The sequence below is a fragment of the Polaromonas sp. P5_D5 genome (genome assembly GCF_054049435.1).
In genome coordinates, this window is the sequence record NZ_JBFUMJ010000002.1 from 380,383 (window position 1) to 398,601 (window position 18,219).

General features: G+C 61.1%; 17 protein-coding genes. 7 read left to right on the forward strand and 10 right to left on the reverse strand.

Translation table 11 applies throughout. The annotated features are described in order from the left end of the window. The 8 genes from ACXJKE_RS08510 to ACXJKE_RS08545 all read right to left on the reverse strand — a co-directional run bounded on the left by ACXJKE_RS08510 (window position 1) and on the right by ACXJKE_RS08545 (window position 9,904). The gene (locus ACXJKE_RS08510) at window positions 1-1,104 is read right to left on the reverse strand and encodes an acyltransferase family protein (RefSeq protein WP_457280154.1); all 1,104 of its coding nucleotides are present in this window, start codon (window positions 1,102-1,104) and stop codon (window positions 1-3) included. Further along, a complete protein-coding gene (locus ACXJKE_RS08515) occupies window positions 1,101-2,180 on the reverse strand; it encodes a glycosyltransferase family 2 protein (protein WP_457280155.1) in 1,080 nt (359 codons plus the stop codon). Before ACXJKE_RS08515 ends, ACXJKE_RS08510 begins: the two co-directional genes overlap by 4 nt. A gap of 3 nt (window positions 2,181-2,183) precedes the next feature. Continuing rightward, a complete protein-coding gene (locus ACXJKE_RS08520; RefSeq protein ID WP_457280156.1) occupies window positions 2,184-3,152 on the reverse strand; it encodes a glycosyltransferase family 2 protein in 969 nt (322 codons plus the stop codon). Continuing rightward, entirely contained in the window at window positions 3,149-4,516 is a 1,368-nt protein-coding gene (locus ACXJKE_RS08525) for an O-antigen ligase family protein (protein WP_457280157.1), read from the reverse strand. Before ACXJKE_RS08525 ends, ACXJKE_RS08520 begins: the two co-directional genes overlap by 4 nt. 126 nt (window positions 4,517-4,642) lie before the next feature. Beyond that, entirely contained in the window at window positions 4,643-6,166 is a 1,524-nt protein-coding gene (locus ACXJKE_RS08530) for a lipopolysaccharide biosynthesis protein (protein ID WP_457280158.1), read from the reverse strand. A 2-nt stretch (window positions 6,167-6,168) separates the two neighbouring features. Further along, window positions 6,169-6,501 carry a hypothetical protein gene (locus ACXJKE_RS08535; RefSeq protein ID WP_457280159.1) on the reverse strand — a complete coding sequence of 111 codons (333 nt, stop codon included), beginning with the start codon at window positions 6,499-6,501 and terminating at the stop codon, window positions 6,169-6,171. Window positions 6,502-6,645: 144 nt separating this feature from the next. After that, window positions 6,646-7,773: a UDP-glucose 4-epimerase GalE gene (galE, locus tag ACXJKE_RS08540; protein WP_457280160.1), complete on the reverse strand. Its 1,128-nt coding sequence runs from the start codon at window positions 7,771-7,773 to the stop codon at window positions 6,646-6,648. A 445-nt stretch (window positions 7,774-8,218) separates the two neighbouring features. Continuing rightward, window positions 8,219-9,904: an electron transfer flavoprotein-ubiquinone oxidoreductase gene (locus ACXJKE_RS08545; RefSeq protein ID WP_457280161.1), complete on the reverse strand. Its 1,686-nt coding sequence runs from the start codon at window positions 9,902-9,904 to the stop codon at window positions 8,219-8,221. 125 nt (window positions 9,905-10,029) lie between these two features. On the opposite strand from ACXJKE_RS08545, the gene ACXJKE_RS08550 reads away from it, so the two are divergent. The 4 genes from ACXJKE_RS08550 to ACXJKE_RS08565 are packed head-to-tail and all read left to right on the forward strand — an operon-like array spanning window position 10,030 to window position 12,844. Then, window positions 10,030-10,812: an SDR family oxidoreductase gene (locus ACXJKE_RS08550; protein ID WP_457280162.1), complete on the forward strand. Its 783-nt coding sequence runs from the start codon at window positions 10,030-10,032 to the stop codon at window positions 10,810-10,812. 38 nt (window positions 10,813-10,850) lie between these two features. Then, window positions 10,851-11,501: a LysE family translocator gene (locus ACXJKE_RS08555; protein WP_457280163.1), complete on the forward strand. Its 651-nt coding sequence runs from the start codon at window positions 10,851-10,853 to the stop codon at window positions 11,499-11,501. A 3-nt stretch (window positions 11,502-11,504) separates the two neighbouring features. Then, the gene (locus ACXJKE_RS08560) at window positions 11,505-12,407 is read left to right on the forward strand and encodes a DMT family transporter (protein WP_457280164.1); all 903 of its coding nucleotides are present in this window, start codon (window positions 11,505-11,507) and stop codon (window positions 12,405-12,407) included. A gap of 14 nt (window positions 12,408-12,421) precedes the next feature. Next, entirely contained in the window at window positions 12,422-12,844 is a 423-nt protein-coding gene (locus tag ACXJKE_RS08565) for an acyl-CoA thioesterase (RefSeq protein WP_457280165.1), read from the forward strand. A 105-nt stretch (window positions 12,845-12,949) separates the two neighbouring features. Here the strand turns inward: ACXJKE_RS08565 and ACXJKE_RS08570 are convergent, their stop codons facing one another. Both ACXJKE_RS08570 and ACXJKE_RS08575 read right to left on the reverse strand, forming a co-directional pair. Further along, window positions 12,950-13,852 (reverse strand): metal-dependent hydrolase, encoded by a 903-nt coding sequence (locus tag ACXJKE_RS08570; protein WP_457280166.1) that lies wholly within the window; start codon window positions 13,850-13,852, stop codon window positions 12,950-12,952. 81 nt (window positions 13,853-13,933) lie between these two features. After that, a complete protein-coding gene (locus tag ACXJKE_RS08575) occupies window positions 13,934-14,557 on the reverse strand; it encodes a peroxidase-related enzyme (RefSeq protein WP_457280167.1) in 624 nt (207 codons plus the stop codon). 327 nt (window positions 14,558-14,884) lie between these two features. On the opposite strand from ACXJKE_RS08575, the gene katG reads away from it, so the two are divergent. From katG to ACXJKE_RS08590, 3 genes are all read left to right on the forward strand, one after another. Next, entirely contained in the window at window positions 14,885-17,095 is a 2,211-nt protein-coding gene (katG, locus tag ACXJKE_RS08580; protein ID WP_457280168.1) for a catalase/peroxidase HPI, read from the forward strand. 103 nt (window positions 17,096-17,198) lie between these two features. After that, entirely contained in the window at window positions 17,199-17,588 is a 390-nt protein-coding gene (locus ACXJKE_RS08585; protein ID WP_457280169.1) for a carboxymuconolactone decarboxylase family protein, read from the forward strand. Window positions 17,589-17,678: 90 nt separating this feature from the next. Next, window positions 17,679-18,194, forward strand: a complete 516-nt coding sequence (locus ACXJKE_RS08590) for an N-acetyltransferase family protein (RefSeq protein ID WP_457280170.1) — start codon at window positions 17,679-17,681, stop codon at window positions 18,192-18,194. Window positions 18,195-18,219: the final 25 nt, after the last annotated feature.

Consider the following 18,219-nt stretch of genomic DNA (forward strand, 5'->3'; position numbering starts at 1 on the left):
TTACTTTCCTGTACCTTGATAAGAAAGACCGGGCTTTCTAAAGAGTGCGCGCTTGAAGAAGGTGGTCATGGGACGCTCCAGCCACACGTACGAGATGCAGCCTGCAACCACCACGGCCGTGCCCACAGCAAGCACGATGGCCAGGCTGTCCTGCACGCCCAGTTTTTTCAGCGCCAGCACACCGGCCGGTACCACGAAGGTGTGCGAGAGATAGATGGAATAGGAAGCGTCACCCAGGAAAGACAGGCGGGAAGCCAGTGGCGCACGCAAGGTCCATGGCTCGAGCCAGATTGACCCGAGGACGACCAGCGCAGCACCGCAGCCCCATGTGGCGAAACGGTCGGCCGAGTGCCCCCAGTCAGGGATAAACATGAACATCACGCCAGCGGCGATGACGATTAGGCCGACTCCTGGCGATGCATGCCGGAAATGCAAAAAGGCATAGGCAATGCAGACCCCAAGAATGAACTCAAAAACAATGCTCTGGGCGTAGAAACCCAGCACCAGCGAGTCCGGTACATACCGCCCAGCCGTGAAAATCAGCAGAAAAACCAGCAAACAAAACCGGATGCGTGGTGCGCCCAGCGCAATGGCTGCCGCAAAAACCGCATAAAAAAGCATTTCAAAATTCAATGTCCAGCCGACGGGCAGCGCGGGCAATACGAGGCCCCACGGGCTCACGGCAGGGATGAACAAAAGGGAGGCGGCCAGATGCCCGGGCTCGACGGACGCGCGGGACGCGAGGGTCGGCAAAGCCAGCAAGAGGACGACCTTCAACAAGGTATAGAACCAGTAGAGCGGCGCGATCCTCAGCAAGCGCCTTCGCATGAACACCCAGGCGGCATTGACCCGGGACGCAGCGTCGGAAGGCAATGCCGACGTTGACATGGCCATGACAAAACCGCTGATGACGAAGAAGATGTCCACTCCTGCGGAGCCGTCTGCCCAATAGTGGGTTGGCCCGGTTCCGCCGATGTGGATGGAGATCGCCTGGGTAATGTGCATGACCACGACAAGCATGGCCGCGGCAAATCTCAGAATCTGTATGCCCGTGAATTGCTGCGTCGCCCGTTGCTTCTGCAGGCTTCCATCTGGGCCGCTCAATGCGCGCTCCCCTGAATTACCTGGCGAGGCGCCATTGAGAAGTCCTTGAGTACCCGGCTCGCGATGGCCTCGCCAGCCGGGCGTTGCCGGCGAAGCAGGCCGCGTATGAGGCCTGCGGCATTGAAGCACCATGAGATCACCGAATACAGCGCCTTGGTGACAGACCGTTTTCGCCAGGTCATCAGCAACACCGGCGCCGTGACGATGATGCAAAAGAATGCCATGCGCAGGGGAGCCGACACCGGCCAGAATACCAGGCTGGCCATGACCGCCCACCAGCCCAGGACGGCCAGGTACAGGCGCAGTTCCCGCAGGCCCTGCAGCGCCAGATGCAGTCGGGGCTGGCCGGCGGCAGCGCGGACCAGTTCGCCCAGCCCGCAGATATAGCGGGTGCTCCAGCGCCGCATCAACAAGCGATAGGGTGGTGCATCGTGGCCAAAGTGATTGGCGGCATCCACCGGCAGGCGCCACAGGTGCCAGCCGAGAGCGCGCAGCCTGATGGCCAGGTCAAACTCTTCATAGCTGTGCAGGTTACGGTCGGAAAGATAGCCCGCGGCCTCAATGGCTGTGCGACGGTAAAGGCCTCCGCCGTCGAGCCGGTCGACCTTGCCAGGCAGCAGGTGCGGCGAGGCGCGTTCTCCACGCGACAGGTATTCCAGGCTCTCGGTGTTTTGCTCCACCACGCGTCCGCCGACGCCTGCGACGTCCTCATGGGCATCCAGAAAATCGAGTGCTTTCTCAAGAAAGCCTTCCTGCATCTGCATGTCGCCATCGAGGATATAAATAAAGTCGCCATGCGAATGCTGGTAGCCCAGTTGCGGGCCCACGCCGCAGCAGCGCTCGTTGGGATTGGCCAGCTGGACGATACGGATGGGGTAAGTACATGCCAGTTCCACTGTGCTGTCGGTCGAGCAGGAGTCCGCAAGAATGACCTCTCCGCCCACGGCGGAAACAGCGCGCAGCGCACTCTCGATGGTCGCCCGGATGCGTTTTTCCTCATTCAGTGCCTTGATGACCACGGAGACCCGGCAGGAATGCCAGAGAGGGATGATTTTGCGGGGTGATTTGGGGTTCATTTTTTATCCTGCTTCGGCCGGACTGCCGGTGTGAACCGTCCGGCGCGTGCGCCAAAGCTGCCAGTTTTTTACCACCTGGCCCGGCATGAAAAGCATGGCCGCCGTCAGCCACCACCGTCTTCCGGTAGCCGCGCGGTGGGCGCGCACCAGCCAGTCGAAGCCCTCACGGCGGCTTCCGGATGCCAGTGCCTGCCGTGCCAGCGTCAACTCGTGTTGCGCCACAAGCCACAGTGCAGACCGGCGTTGCATGATGGTCATGGTCCCTGAAAGTGCACGTTCCCGCATGCGTTCCAGAAACGGTGGCATGGCCAGGTCGGGGTGATATGTTGTCAGGCCGCCTTCCACCGCCAGCCGATACGCCATCAAGGGCGACCGGACTAGCGCAACGGGGGTCTTCTCAGCCAGACGGAACCATAGATCCAGGTCTTCGCCGTGCGACTCTCCCGAAGGAAAGCATGGCTGCATTTGCCGCAAGCGCGTGCTTCGCACGGACACCGCGCTGGTGCACAGCGACGGCGCGCTCATCCAGCGCCGCGGCAGATCGGTGATGAGTTCCACTTCCGGTTGATCTGCCAGCACTGGCCAGTTCGGCGGCCACATGGTGTGGGTATCGGGAACCGGCAGGAAGTCGGTGGCCACCGTGTCGACCTGCGGGTAACGCGCCTGCGTCCACAGAAGGGTTTCCAGGTACTGGGGATGGTGCCAGTCATCGGCGTCGAGAAAGGAAACCCATTCGCCTTTTGCCAGCGAAATTCCCAGGTTCCGGGCGGCGGAAACACCGGCATTGGCCTGGCGCACCAGGCGCAACCGCGGGTCAGGTATGAACGTTACCAGTTCCGCACCGCCGTCGGTGGAACCGTCGTCCACCACAATGACCTCAAAATCCGAGAAGGTTTGTGCCAGCACCGACGCGATGGTGTCGTTGATGTACGGTGCCTTGTTGTAAAGCGGAATGACAATCGAAAATTTCATGGTCGGGCTCGAGAGGTAGCCGGGGACGGATGGAAGTTCCCGGCGAAGCGGGGCATGGCGCCTTCCGGCAAGCTTGCCGGCTGCGCTCTGCGGGCATGGGCTTCGCGCGCTGCAGCGGCCAGTGTCATCAGCAAAAGCACGTGGGTAGTGAGCTCGGGGCCGTAACCGAAGAGCAGCAGCGGCACTTCACTGATGGCGCGCAGTGCCAGCGCCACGAACAACGCCAGTGAAAGGCCGCCGCTGGCACGTGCATAGCGGATGGACAGGACCAGCAGCACCAGTGCGTACAACACCAATGCAGCGGCACCCACCGTGCCGGAGCGCGATAACGTGTCCATAAACTGGTTGTGCGCGTGGGTCGCATTGGGCATACCGATGCTTTCACGGAAACTGACATCCCACAGGGTGGGTCCGTAGCCGAACGCAGGGTTGCGCTGCCATTCGTCGTAGGCAATTGCCCAGATCTGATCACGGCCGGTCATGGACGCGAGTTGCGCGCCCTGGGCGCTGTCAAAGAAGCTGGACAGACGCGCATCGATATCGCCAAACATCAGCACCAACGTGACGCCGGCCACCGCAACCATGAACCCCACCAACGAGACGATGCCGAATTCCGGCCGCACCGGGTCAGTGGCGCGGCGCAGAAACGCGGGCCCCTGGCGTACAGCAAGAATGCAGGCGGAGCACAGGGTAAAAGAAATCCAGGCTGTTTTGGATTGAGCGAGAAAAAGGACAAGGAGCCCCATTCCCCACGCCAGGCGATTCAGCCAGACGCTCTGCAGAGGACGCGCGAGAAGACACAGCAAGCCCAGCTGAGCCAGCATGCCGAGTGACACGGCATGTGCAGCCAGCCCTGCCAGCCGCGGTACACCAGGCAGCAAGCCCTGTGTATAGGAGAGGTCCAGCACCAGCGTTGGCTTGAAAGGGATCAGCAGCAAGCCCGCTGCCATAAAGAGCAGCAGGGCGTTGCGAGCCGCCTTGAATGCGAGGTCTCTTTCCATGCTGGTGGCAAGCACTGCCGCGATGCCGATGAGCAGCGGGTACACGTAATCGTGTGACACATGCGGATGCAGGCCCAGAAGAGCCGGTGAGGCCACCGTGCCTGCCCAGAAAAGAACAAAGGTGATCAACATCACCGGGGGGGCCTGCACCGTCTTGTCGCGTTGAAGCCAGTGCGTGATGATGCGTTCCCCCGCCAGCGTGAGCAGCAAGAGGGAAACCAGCGGCTGCGCCAAAGCCACCAGCGGGTGGCGCACCACCACCGCAACTTCGTCCAATTTAAACGCACTGCTGGAGAGGTCGCGCCCCGAGAGGAAATTGTTCAGGGCCACCATTGCCAGGATGGCGTAGAAAATGACATGCATGTACCCGTGCGCACGGCGTGACGTGACATGAACTGCACCCGCCATGCCCAGCGTCGCCAAAAGCGCCGCCAAAATGGCACCGGCAACCAGAACCGAAATAACGATGGGTTGATCCAGGATAGCTCCTTAGAGTGGCTGCTCAAGGGAATTGGAAAGATCGGTACGTGGTGCCGAAACACCGCGGCGCAAAAACTTCGCCAGTCCGGGGACAAACCGGATGACCATTTCGGATGTTTCCCGCCCCAGCATTTGCGGCCTCAGGGCAAGCAGCAATGCCGGCAGGACTACTGCGGACAGGCTTCCGGCAAGCAGCGAGAGCAGGGGAATATCAAACCGTGCCACCGCGTGCTGACCTGCCATCACACCTAAAACGCAAGCGGCACAAAGAAGAAACCCGCGCAGGGCATCCGGTAGCAGGGACATCCAGCCAAGCTCCAGTGCACGGAATGCAGCCGTAGCCGTAACGGCTGCGCGCAGTACCAGCAACAGACCCGCCACGACTGCAGCCATGTGGATTCCCTGGCCTGCAAACAGGTAAAAACCGAGGATGCCCAAAACGATCAGCGGGAGCTGCAGCGCAAATTCGTAGTACTTGCGTCCGGTGTTCCACAGCACGGGTGTCGACAGTCCCCAGATGACGTACGCCGGCATGCAGAGGAACAAAATTCCCAGCACCCAGGCTGCCCCACTCCATGCGGGCCCATAAAGCACACGCACGATGTCGGGCGACAGAAAGGCAAGCGTCGCAAAGGCGGGGAGTCCCAACACCACAATGGTGGCCAGCATCTGCAGATAAGCGCGGCCCAGTCGTGGCCGGTCGTTTTGCAGGCGTGCGCCCGCCGCCAGGAACGCGGGCTGAAGTGCGCCCAGCAGCAAGGTGTTGGGCATCGTGGCCAGGTTGTAAGCCACGTTATAGAGACCCAGCGATTGCGCGTTGAGCAACCGGCCTATCAACACCCGATCAAGGTTGTTGAGCACCCAGTTGACGATATTGGTCAAAAAGACCGTGTGCCCCGTGCCGACAGCGGACTTTGCATCGGCATACCAGAACAGCGGGCGAAGCGCATGCGGCTTGAGGGCATAACTTGCAACAAACACGACAGCCGCCTGAACCAGCCAGGCCGCTACCAGCGAAGCCTCACCCTGGCCAAGCAGTGCCATCGGCACCCCAACAGCCACATACCCAGCGGCATAGCTGCCGACCTGAATCAGTCCCACTGCTCGGAAATTCAAGTCACGCTGCAGCAGGTAGGTAGCCGGTGCTGCCGCAGCACCCAGCAGGCACGCCACCGATAACCATTCAATGACGAATTGCGAGCGCGGCTCCCGAAAATAAGCCGACAGCAGCGGCGCCAGAAAATACAGGGCAAGCATGGTGGCAATACCCACGATCAGTTGCCATGTCCAGGCAAACCGGACATCTTCGTCACTCAGTGTGGTGCGTTGCAACAGGCTCCAGCTGAAGCCAAAACCGGAGACAAATGTGGCGAATGTCAGTACCACCATGCCGATGGCAAAAACGCCAAAAATCTCCGGCCCCAGGGTGCGGGCCAGAATCACCTGGGCCACCAGCTGCAGCCCAAAGCGTGCCGCTGTGGAAACGGCGCTCCATTTGACCGCTGCAACACCCGGACGGCCGAGGCCACTCATCCTCAAGACCTCTCTGCTTTATGGCGGCGAACGGCAATCACGCCCATCAACGCCAATGTGGCCAGCAGCGTGCCGTAAGGGTGCCATCCGGATTCGTCCGTATCTGCCTCGCCCGCCGCCGTGACACCCAGGCCGGATTGGCCACTGCGCACCGCGTCCACACTGTGGACTGTGTTGACCTTGACGGGCTCAGTGCCGGGCTGCAGTTTCATACGTGTCGCTTTGGCGGTAGCTCCCGTTGGCGTCACCGCTGCGGGCGCTGCAGGCGGGTTGGTAGACGCCGTTGCTGAAGCAATCCAGGTGGCCAAAATGGCGGTAAACAGGGTTCGAAACATAGGGTTTTCCTTCTGTCAAAGCAGGAAAAGAGTTTGTTGTGCAGTGCAGCAATTGACAATAGTCCGAATGGCTCATGGCGCGCTTTATGCTATTTATTGAGTTCAAAAAAGCGTGGCGCATTCTTGGGGCAAGACTTGAATTGCTCACATGCTGACTGCCGGCTGGATGAGTCCGTTCGGGCTATTGCGCATGGGCTCAGATGCAGATATGTCCATATCGGTTTCAGAGGTGTTCCTGTAGCCTTCGGGATTGCGCTGCTGCCAGTGCCAGGAGTCGCGGCACATGTCATCGATCGTGCATGTGGCACGCCAGCCCAGCAGGCTGCCGGCCAGGGAAACATCTGCAAAGTACTGTGCGACATCCCCGGCTCGTCGAGGTGCAAATTCATAAGGAATCGGCCGTCCGCTTGCCCGCTCAAACGCCTGGACCACACCGAGAACACTGGTGCCCTCGCCGGTGCCCAGATTGACCGTAAAGCTCTTGCCGTTTGCCAGCAAAGCATCGACTGCGGCGACATGGCCTGCTGCAAGGTCGGTGACGTGCAGGTAGTCGCGCACCCCGGTGCCGTCGGGTGTGGGGTAGTCATTGCCGAACACATTGAGCGTGGCCCGTTTGCCCACGGCCACCTGGGTGACGTAGGGCATCAGGTTGTTGGGGATTCCGTTGGGGTCTTCGCCGATCAGTCCACTGGGGTGCGCGCCCACCGGGTTGAAGTAGCGCAGCACCCCGACCCGCCACGCCGCATCTGAAATACGCAGCGATGCCAGGATGTTTTCACACATCAGTTTGGTGTGGGCATACGGGCTCTCCGGCATGCATGGAAACTGCTCGTTGATGGGCACGGTGGCGGGGTCCCCATAGACCGTGGCGCTTGAAGAGAAGACTACGGCCCGGCAGTCCGTCGTTTCCATCGCCCGCAACAAACTCAGGAGGCCGCCAACATTGTTCTGGTAGTACATGAGAGGGCGTTGCACGCTTTCCCCTACGGCCTTGAACCCGGCAAAGTGGACGGCCGCAACGCAGTGGTAGCGTTGCAGGACTCCGGCCACAAAATCGGTGTCCAGTACGTTGCCGCGTTCGCAGGGTACGGGCTGACCCGTCAGCTGCTGCAGCCGGTGCAGCACGGCAGGATGGCTGTTGGAAAAGTCGTCGAGGATGACAGGCTGGTAGCCGGCATTCACCAGCGCCACAAAAGTATGGCTTCCGATGTATCCGGCCCCACCGGTTAATAGCACACTGGGTTTGTTCAGGGTCATTGCAAAAGGCTGCATGGCAGCGGGTTGATTTGATACGGGTCACGGCGCCGGCGTAACACTGCTGAAACATGTTCGCGTGAGGGATTGCATGGACAGGCAGCATCCAGACATCACCAGACCATTCCCTTTCAGGGGCTAGGTACGAGTGTCTTTGACGCGTGGAGAAAGGATGTCAGCGTAAGCCGCATATGTGCGTGGGAAGCTGTCACGCTGGCCTCAAAGCGTTTCGAATCGTTCGGTAAGCACTTGTGAATGACGGTTGCAAATCGCCAGCTGGCGGGCAGCTGAACTGTTCGTGAGCAGTTGGCATCCCAACGGCAAACGACAAAAAGTCACAAAGATCAGGGGCTGCTGCGACTGCTCGCACAGTGCGCTGAATTCCCGGGAATTAACCCGGCGTAGCAAATCGCATGAAAAAAGCCCGGGGGAGGCCGGGCTTTTGTTGATGGAGATGCTTTGCTTACATGCCGCTGTAGTTGGGTCCGCCACCGCCTTCGGGCGTGACCCACACGATGTTTTGTGTTGGGTCTTTGATGTCACAGGTTTTGCAGTGCACGCAGTTCTGCGCGTTGATCTGCAGGCGGTCGGTATTGTCGGGGTTCTTTACGAACTCGTAGACACCGGCCGGGCAGTAGCGGCTTTCGGGGCCGGCGTACTTGGCCAGGTTGATGCTCACCGGCACGCTCGCGTCCTTGAGCGTCAGGTGCGCGGGCTGGTGCTCTTCGTGGTTGGTGTTGGAGACGAAAACCGAACTAAGGCGGTCGAAGGTGATCTTGTTGTCGGGCTTGGGATACACGATGGGCGTGCACTCGGCCGCCGGCTTGAGCTTGGCGTAGTCCGGAATGCTGTTGTGGATGGTCCAGGGCGGCGACTTGAAGCCCAGCTTGGGCAGCAGCCAGTGCTCGATGCCGGTCATGAAGGCGCCGACGTAGAGGCCCTTCTTGAACCAGGACTTGAAATTGCGCGACTGGTTGAGCTCCTGCGCGAGCCAGCTCTTGGCATAGGCTTCAGGGTAAGCGGCCAGTTCATCGTGCTGGCGGCCGGCGGTGACCGCTTCATAGGCGGCCTCAGCGGCCAGCATACCGCTCTTGATGGCCGCGTGGCTGCCCTTGATGCGGGCGGCATTGAGGTAGCCGGCTTCGCAGCCGATCAGCGCGCCACCGGGGAACACGGTTTTGGGCAGGCTCAATGCGCCGCCTGCGGTGATGGCACGCGCGCCGTAGCTGATGCGCTTAGCGCCTTCGAGATACTGCTTGATGCTGGGATGGGTCTTCCAGCGCTGCATCTCTTCAAACGGGCTGAGGTAAGGGTTGGTGTAGTCCAGGCCGGTGACCATGCCCAGCGTGACCTTGTTGTCTTCCAGGTGGTACATGAAGCCGCCGCCGTAGGTCTGGCTGTCCATGGGCCAGCCGGCGGTGTGAATCACGAGGCCCGGCTTGTGTTTGGCCGGGTCGATTTCCCAGAGCTCTTTCACACCCAGTGCGTAGCCTTGCGGGTCGCGGCCTTCGTCGAGTTTGAAGCGGTTGATCAGCTGGCGGCCCAGGTGGCCGCGCGCGCCTTCGGCAAATACGGTGTACTTGCCGTGCAGTTCCATGCCGAGCTGGAAGTTGTCGGTCGGCTGGCCATCCTTGCCGATTCCGAGGTTGCCGGTGGCCACGCCCTTGACGGAGCCGTCGTCGTTGTAGAGCACTTCGGCCGCCGCGAAGCCCGGGAAGATTTCAACGCCCAGGCCTTCGGCCTGCTGCGCCAGCCAGCGCACCACATTGCCCAGGCTGATGACGTAGTTGCCTTCGTTGTGAAAGCAGTCGGGCACAAAAAAGGCGGGCGTCCTGATCGCGCTTTTCTCGCTGAGAAAAAGAACCTCGTCGGCGGTGACAGGCTGGTTCAATGGCGCGCCTTGCGCTTTCCAGTCCGGAATCAGTTCGGTCAATGCCTTGGGGTCCATCACCGCACCCGAAAGAATGTGGGCACCGGGTTCGGAACCCTTTTCGAGAACCACCACGGAGATGTCCGTGCCTTTTTCTGCGGCCAGTTGTTTCAGGCGAATGGCGGTAGCAAGCCCGCCGGGTCCGCCGCCCACCACGACCACGTCATATTCCATTGCTTCGCGCGGGCCGAACTGGGCCAGAATTTCTTGGGTATTCATCGGGGACTCGCTGATAATGATTTTCAGGAAGGATTGTCGGTCTCGCGTTGGATTTTATGTCGCGAATGCGGCGATGCGAACGGTCGTTCTCTTTTGTACGGTTTAAATTGAGAGAGGAGCCTCTAATGGCTTACAGCATTGATCTGTCGGGGCGTGTCGCTCTCGTGACCGGTGCATCCGGCGGGCTGGGTGCGCAGTTCGCCAAAACACTGAGCCGTGCCGGCGCGGCCGTGGTGCTGGCCAGCCGCAGGCTCGACAAGCTCAAGGACCTGCGCGCGCAGATTGAGGCTGCGGGTGGCGATGCGCATGTGGTTGAGCTCGACGTGACCGACCACGCCAGCATCAAGGCCGGCGTGGCCCATGCTGAAACGGAAGTCGGGCCCATCGACATTCTGGTCAACAACTCCGGCGTGAGCACCACACAGCGCATCCAGGACGTCGGCGAGGAAGACTACGACTTCATCTTCAACACCAATGTGAAGGGCGCCTTCTTCGTGGCGCAGGAAGTCGGCAAGCGCATGCTGGCCCGTTCGCGCGGTGCCGGGCCCGGCAACTATGCCGGCGGCCGCATCATCAACATCGCCTCCATGGCCGGCTTGCGCGTACTGCCGCAGATCGGCGTGTACTGCATGAGCAAGGCCGCCGTGGTGCAGATGACCAAAGCCATGGCGCTGGAGTGGGGCAAGTTCGGCATCAACGTCAACGCCATCTGCCCCGGCTATATTGACACCGAGATCAACCACCACCATTGGGAAACCGAGCAGGGCAAGAGGCTGGTGCAGATGTTGCCGCGCAAGCGCATCGGCAAACCGCAAGACCTGGATGCACTGCTGGTGATGCTGGCCAGTGGCGAGAGCCATTTCGTCAATGGTGCAGTGATTGCAGCCGACGACGGGTTTGGCGTTTGATCGATCGGCATAACAAAGATTAATTTTCGGAGAAGAACATGATGGATTCCGTAGTGCCCTACCTCGGCCCGATAGGCCTGATCCTCCTGGCCTTGCTGGCGGGCGTGGTCAGCCCGGGCCCCAGTTTTGTGCAGGTTGCGCGCATCGCGGTTTCGCGTTCACGCGCTGACGGCCTGGCTGCCGCGGTGGGTATGGGCCTGGGGGCGCTGGTGTTTGCCGCGTTGGCGCTGGCCGGGCTGCAGGCCCTGCTGGCCGCCTTGCCTGGTGTCTACATGGCGCTCAAGGTCGTGGGCGGCCTGTACCTGATGTGGATCGCCTTTAATATCTGGCGCGGCGCGCGCCAGCCGCTGGAAATGGGCGGCGGTGACACGGGCGCTTCGCGCCGCACGGTGCTGCAATCGTTTCGCCAGGGGCTGGTGACGCAGCTGAGCAACCCGAAGATCGTGGTGGTTTACAGCAGCGTGTTCGCGGCACTGTTGCCCGCACAGTTTCCCTTGCCCGCAGCCCTGCTGGTGCTTGTGGGCGTGCTCGTGATGGAAACCGGCTGGTATGCCGTGGTGGCGGTGGTTTTGTCTTCCGCTGTACCGCGCGCAGCCTACCTGCGCAGCAAGGCTGCGGTAGACCGCACCGCCGCCGGTGCGATGGGGCTGCTAGGTTTGCGCCTGGTAGCCACTGCGCACACTGTCTGACGGATGCTGACGGGCATTCTGGCCGGGCTCGCGGCGGGCGCGCTGTGGGGCCTGGTGTTTGTGGCGCCGCGCATGCTCGACATGGGTGCGGGTGGCTATTCGTCCATTGACCTGACGGCCGGGCGCTTTGCGGTATACGGCGTGGTGGCTGTGCTGGTGATGCTGGCGGGATGGCGCACTCGCCGCCTGCCCACGGTGCGGCAGGCGTGGGCCGCTCTGGTCATGAGCATTCTCGGGTTCAGCGGCTACTACCTGCTGTTGGTGCTGGCCATACGCGACGCCGGCACCGAAGTGCCTTCGCTGGTAATCGGCACCATTCCCATTTGGGTCATGTTGCTGGGCAAGCCGCAAGGCCTGCGTTGGGCTTCCCTGCTGCCCGGCCTGGCGCTCACCCTGGCGGGGCTGGCGCTCATGATGGGTTCCACCCACGAGGCCGGTCAGGGAACCGCCACGAATTTCTGGCGTGGCATGCTGTTTGTGTCGGCCTCACTGGTGTGCTGGACGGCGTTTGCGATCCTGAATTCTGCCTGGCTCAAGCGGCATCCTGAAGTCAATGCCACCGACTGGGCCAACTGGCTGGGTGTGGCGACTGGCCTCGGGGCATTGCTGATGTGGCTGCTTGCGGGTTCGGACGCAAGCGTGCTGGCCGGCCGCGAAGACCGCGGTGTGTTCGTGTTGCTCTGCGTGCTGGCCGGTCTGGGCTCCACCTGGCTGGCGACGATTTTGTGGAACATGGCCAGCCAGCGGCTCAGTGCCAGCCTGTGCGGGCAGCTCATCGTGAGCGAAACCATTTTTGCGCTGCTGTATTCGTTTGCCTGGGATGGCCACTGGCCCACACTGGTACAACTGTCTGCGTGCGTGTTGTTCACGCTGGGAATTCTGGCCTCCATCAGGGCCCATCGATAGAGGCAATTGGCATCATGAAAATTGAAATTCCCGAAAAGAAAAAGCTGGTCCACGAGATGCATATCCCCATCCGCTGGGGTGACATGGACGCGATGGGCCACCTCAACAACGGCACTTACTTCCGTTATCTCGAAACTATCCGCATTGACTGGATGTATGGCATTGGCTGCAAGCCCGATCCGTCGGGCGAAGGCCCGGTCATCGTCAACGCTTTTTGCAATTTCTACAAGCAGCTGGAATACCCGGGCGACGTGCTGATGAAGATGTACGTGAGCGACCCGGGGCGCACCACGTTTGAAAGCTGGGCCACGATGGAGCGCGCGGATACGCCGGGCGTGATCTGCGCCGCGGGCGGCGCCACCACCATCTGGGTGGACTTCCCGGCGCAAAAGGCCAAAGCCCTGCCCGAGTGGATGCGCAAGCTGGTTGAAGCGTAATCCTGAAAGAAAAAGCCCGCAGGCCTAATCAGGCCGTGCGCAAGCAGCTATCAATAAAGTAGCAATACTGGTGGCGTATGGGTGCTGCGGTATCGCAGAAAAGCTTCAGCGAACTGTGCGAAAGCTGTCCGCGTGTTCTTTCAACCAGCGCTGGGCAATGGCGCGGGTTTGCTGGCCGGGTTCGGCAACAGTTTCCTGGTCGGGGTGGAAGTCCCGCCTGAAGTAGGCCAGCAACGGGGCCGTGCAGCGCCACACAACGCCATTTTTTCCCCAGAAAAATTTCATCGCACTCCACCATGTGCCTGGTTTGAACAGCGTGCCGTCATGCCAGAGGTTCAGCACCGTTTGACGGCCCGAGTCCCACGAAAACAGCAGCAGCGCGTAGACATACCAGCGCACGCGCCATGCGTGGTTTCCGCCAAGCGCTTGGTACAGGTCATAGGCTACCGCGCGATGCTCGGTCTCTTCGGCTGCATGCCAGCGCCAGAGGGTCTGCATCTTCGGGTCTGCCTGATCCAGCGCGTCGCCGTGGCGAAGCATGTAGTCGGCCAGCACGGCCGTGAGGTGTTCGTAGGCTGCCGTGACCGCAAGGAAGTGGTGGGGCGCCACACCGCGTTTTTTGGCAAAATCAATGCGGGCCGTGGCCCAGTGTTGCCAGCGGTTAACCAGGCCCTGCCTCTCCAACTGTGCGTTGTACAGACCATGGATGTGGCGGTGGGTAGCCTCCTGGCCGATGAACTGCGCAGTGGCTTCATGCAGCAGCGCGTGCTCTGGCGTGCGAGGCAGCAATTTGGCGCAGTCGCGCACGGCCTCGATGAACGACTGCTCTCCGACCGGAAAACTCATCGACAAGGCGTTGTGGTACTGGCTCAGGAAGGCATCGCCGCCAAACCAGTGGCGGTCAAAGCCATCGCTCAGGTCGATCTCCAGCTTGCGCACGGTCAGGCCGTAAGCGCCGGCTGATGGGGTAGAAGATGTCGAGGCGGTGGATGTGGCGTCTGGTGCCATGGTTTTAAGTCTTGTGAGAAGGCTGATTCATGAGCATAGCGGGTGCGCAGGGTTCTGGGCGTGATTCGCGCCTGAGCGGTTTCAGGCGGCCTTGGACGGCTTGGGCACACGGCCCATCAGGTAAAACTCGGGGTTGGGCTGCATGTTGCTGAAGCTCGCCATGCGGTTGGAGAGGCCAAAAAAAGCCGTGATGGCCGCGATATCCCAAGCGTCTTCATCGTCAAAGCCGTGGCCGTACAGCGCTTCAAAGTCTCTGTCTTCAATCTGGTCCGCTTGCAGGCATACCTTCATCGCGAAGTCGAGCATGGCGCGCTGGCGTGGTGTGATGTCGGCCTTGCGGTGGTTCACCGCCACCTGGTCGGCCACCAGGGGTTTCTTTTCATAAATGCGCAGGATGGCGCCGTGCGCCACCACGCAATACAGGCATTTGTTGGCGGCGCTCGTCGTGGTGACGATCATCTCGCGCTCGCCCTTGGTCAGGCTGCCGTTGGGGTTGGAGCCCTCTTCCTTGAGCATCAGCGCATCGTGATAAGCGAAGAAGGCACGCCATTCGGCAGGGCGGCGCGCGAGGGCCAGGAATACGTTGGGCACGAAGCCGGCTTTTTCCTGCACCTCCAGGACTTTGGCTTTGATGTCTTCCGGCAGGTCCTTCAGTTCGGGAGCAGGGTACCGGGGTGCTGTGCCGGCGGTTTTGGGGCTGGTCATGAGGGTTCCTTCAAAGGCTTTATAAGTGACTCGATAAGTGACTCGGACCCAAGCGTAACTGCAAGATTACCCGTCAGGTCGCGCTGGGGAATTGAAGCCAAAACAGATGCAATTGATAAAAACTATTAGGTAAATATCTTTAATTGCCTTTGATTATTTTGCAGGGAAACCTAGACTGTGCTTCACAGGCCATCACCTGGCAAGCCCGTCAAAGGAGACCCCATTAGCAGCCCCACCCACACGGCCTTGACCAAAGCGTCCCGGCTGTCCCGCAGTGCAATTCCATGCCGTCATTCGGCACCACTTAATCATCAAAGGTAACTCATCATGGCTGATCACAACACGCAAAGCGAAGGCGGCTGCCCATTCTCGGGTGGCGCCCGCAAACATGCTCTGGCTGGTGCCGCAACGAACGCCGATTGGTGGCCCAACCAGCTGAACCTCAAGATCCTTCACCAGAACTCGTCGCTGTCCGATCCCATGGGCGAGGCGTTCAACTATGCCGAGGAATTCAAGACCCTGGACCTGCATGCCGTGGTGAAAGACCTCCATGAGCTCATGACGGATTCGCAGGAGTGGTGGCCTGCGGACTACGGCCACTATGGCCCATTCTTCGTTCGCATGGCGTGGCACAGCGCAGGCACCTACCGGATCGCCGACGGGCGCGGCGGCGCCGGCTCCGGCACACAGCGATTCGCACCGCTCAACAGCTGGCCGGACAACGGAAACCTCGACAAGGCACGCCGCCTGTTGTGGCCGATCAAGCAGAAATACGGCCGAAAAATCTCCTGGGCCGACCTGATGGTTCTGGCCGGCACCGTGGCCATGGACTCCATGGGATTCAAGACCTTCGGCTTTGCCGGCGGGCGTCCGGACGTCTGGGAGCCGGAAGAGATTTACTGGGGCCCTGAAGCCGAGTGGATGGGCGACAAGCGCTACACCGGCGACCGCGAACTCGAAAACCCGCTCGGTGCTGTGCAGATGGGGCTGATCTATGTGAACCCCGAGGGCCCGAACGGCAAACCGGACCCGCTGGGTTCGGCGCGGGACATCCGCGAGACCTTCGCCCGCATGGCGATGAACGACGAAGAAACTGTTGCGCTCACCGCCGGCGGGCACACCTTCGGCAAGGCCCACGGCGCAGCCGATCCGGGCCAGTACGTGGGGCCCGAGCCTGAGGGCGGCACCATTGAAGACCAGGGGTTTGGCTGGATCAACAGGTTCGGCGGCGGCCACGGCGTGCACACCGTCACCAGCGGTATCGAAGGTGCCTGGACCAAGAACCCCACCAAGTGGGACAACGGCTACTTCGAAAACCTGTTCGGCTACGAGTGGGAATTGACCAAGAGCCCCGCCGGTGCCCACCAGTGGAAGCCCAAAGACCCTGCCGCGTCGACCACCGTGCCGGATGCCCATGACTCCGCGCTGCGCCATGCCCCGATGATGACGACCGCCGACATGGCCATGCGCATGGATCCGGCTTACGAAAAAATCTCGCGGCGCTTCATGGCGAACCCGCAGGAGTTTGCCGACGCCTTCGCCCGGGCCTGGTACAAGCTGACGCACCGTGACATGGGCCCGGCTGCGCGCTACCTCGGCCCGCTGGTGCCGAAGGAGGCACTGATCTGGCAGGACCCGGTTCCCGCCGTCGATCATCCGCTGGTCAATGAGCAGGATACTGAGGGCCTCAAGGCCAAGGTCCTCGCGTCCGGGCTCTCCATCTCCCAGCTCGTCACAACGGCCTGGGCGTCTGCTTCCACCTTCCGTGGTAGCGACAAGCGCGGCGGCGCAAACGGTGCGCGCATACGCCTGGCACCGCAAAAGGATTGGGAAGTCAATCAACCGGCCGAGCTGGCGAAAGTCCTGAAAGTGCTGGAGGCCATCCAGGGCGAGTTCAATGGCGCGCAGTCTGGCCGCAAGAAGATTTCGCTGGCTGACCTGATCGTTCTCGGTGGCTGCGCGGCCGTCGAGGCAGCTGCCAGGAAGGCTGGCCACGACGTGAAGGTGCCTTTTTCACCGGGCCGTACGGACGCTTCGCAAGCGCAAACCGATGTGGCGTCGTTTGCCGTGCTGGAACCGGCCGCAGACGGTTTCCGAAACTACACCCGCAAGGGGCAGGCGCAGCGGGCAGCCGAGCAGCTGGTGGATCGCGCGAACCTGATGACGCTGAGCGCTCCCGAGATGACGGTTCTGGTCGGCGGCATGCGCGCCCTGAATGCCAATGTCGGGCAGGCACAGCATGGCGTTTTCACCAAGCGGCCCGGAACCTTGAGCAACGACTTCTTTGTGAACCTGCTCGAGATGCGCACGAAGTGGCAGAAATCTGCCGACGCTGAAGGTGTGCTGGAGGGCCGCGACCGCACGACGGGCGAACTCAAATGGACGGGTACGGTGATAGACCTCGTCTTCGGTTCGAACTCGCAGCTGCGGGCCATTGCGGAGGTCTATGCGTGCAGCGATTCGCAGCAGGTCTTCGTGCGTGACTTTGTGGCGGCCTGGAACAAGGTGATGAACCTGGACCGCTACGACCTTGCCTGATTGAGCAGACCCTCATAGGCGCTGATTGAGGCCAAGCCCGCCCTGGTGAAGACCGGAGCGGGCTTTTTTGCTTTCCATTACGCTTCGTCTTTTAGGAGCCTTCATGACGCAGCCCGCAGACAAGGATTTCGACAAAGGCCTCGCCACCCGCAAGCAGGTGATGGGCGAGGATTTTGTGGCCAATGCTTTCGACAAGGCCACCGATTTTTCCCTGCCGATCCAGCATTTCATTACCCGCAACGCCTGGGGCGATGTATGGCAGCGGCCGGGGCTGGATCTCAAGACGCGTAGCCTGATCACGGTGGCCATGCTGACGGCCCTCGGCAAACAGCATGAACTCAAGGGTCATGTGCGTGCCGCACTCAACAACGGCGTGACGCCGGAGCAGCTTCAGGAAGTGCTGCTGCACGCGAGCATTTATTGCGGCCTGCCCGCCGCGGTCGAGGCATTTCGCACGGCGGCCGAGGTTGTTGATGCGCCTCCAAAGGCTTGAGGTCTGTAAGCGATTTGAGGTTGCAGCCCTTCCAATACATGGATGTATGGCTACTAAAAAGATAGCAAATAACTTTTATCCTTATCCGCCATGAATGAACCCAAGCCCTTGATCCGCCGCTGCACCGAGGCCGACTGGCCCGCCGTTTGGCCGCTGCTGCGCGCCACCTTTGAAGCAGGCGACACCTATGCCTTTTCGCCCCACAGCACAGAAGCTGAAATACACGCGGTGTGGATGGACGCGCCCCGGGCGACGTATGTAGTGCGTGAGGGGAACAGCGACGACGGCCGAGTGCTAGGCACCTACTTCATCAAACCCAACCAGCCGGGGCTGGGTGCGCATGTCTGCAACTGCGGCTATGTGGTCGCGCCCGAAGCGCAGGGCAAAGGCCTGGCGTCGGCGATGTGCGAGCACTCCCAGCAGGAAGCGCTGGCCATGGGTTTTCTGGCGATGCAGTTCAACCTGGTGGTGTCGACGAATGAGCGTGCTGTTCGGTTATGGCAAAGATTGGGGTTTGAGATTGTGGGGACCTTGCCGGGGGCTTTTCGGCATGTGAGGTTGGGGTTGGTGGATGCGTTTGTGATGTTCAAGACTTTGCGGCGTTGAGGCCGGGACAAGCCCCGGCCTCAAC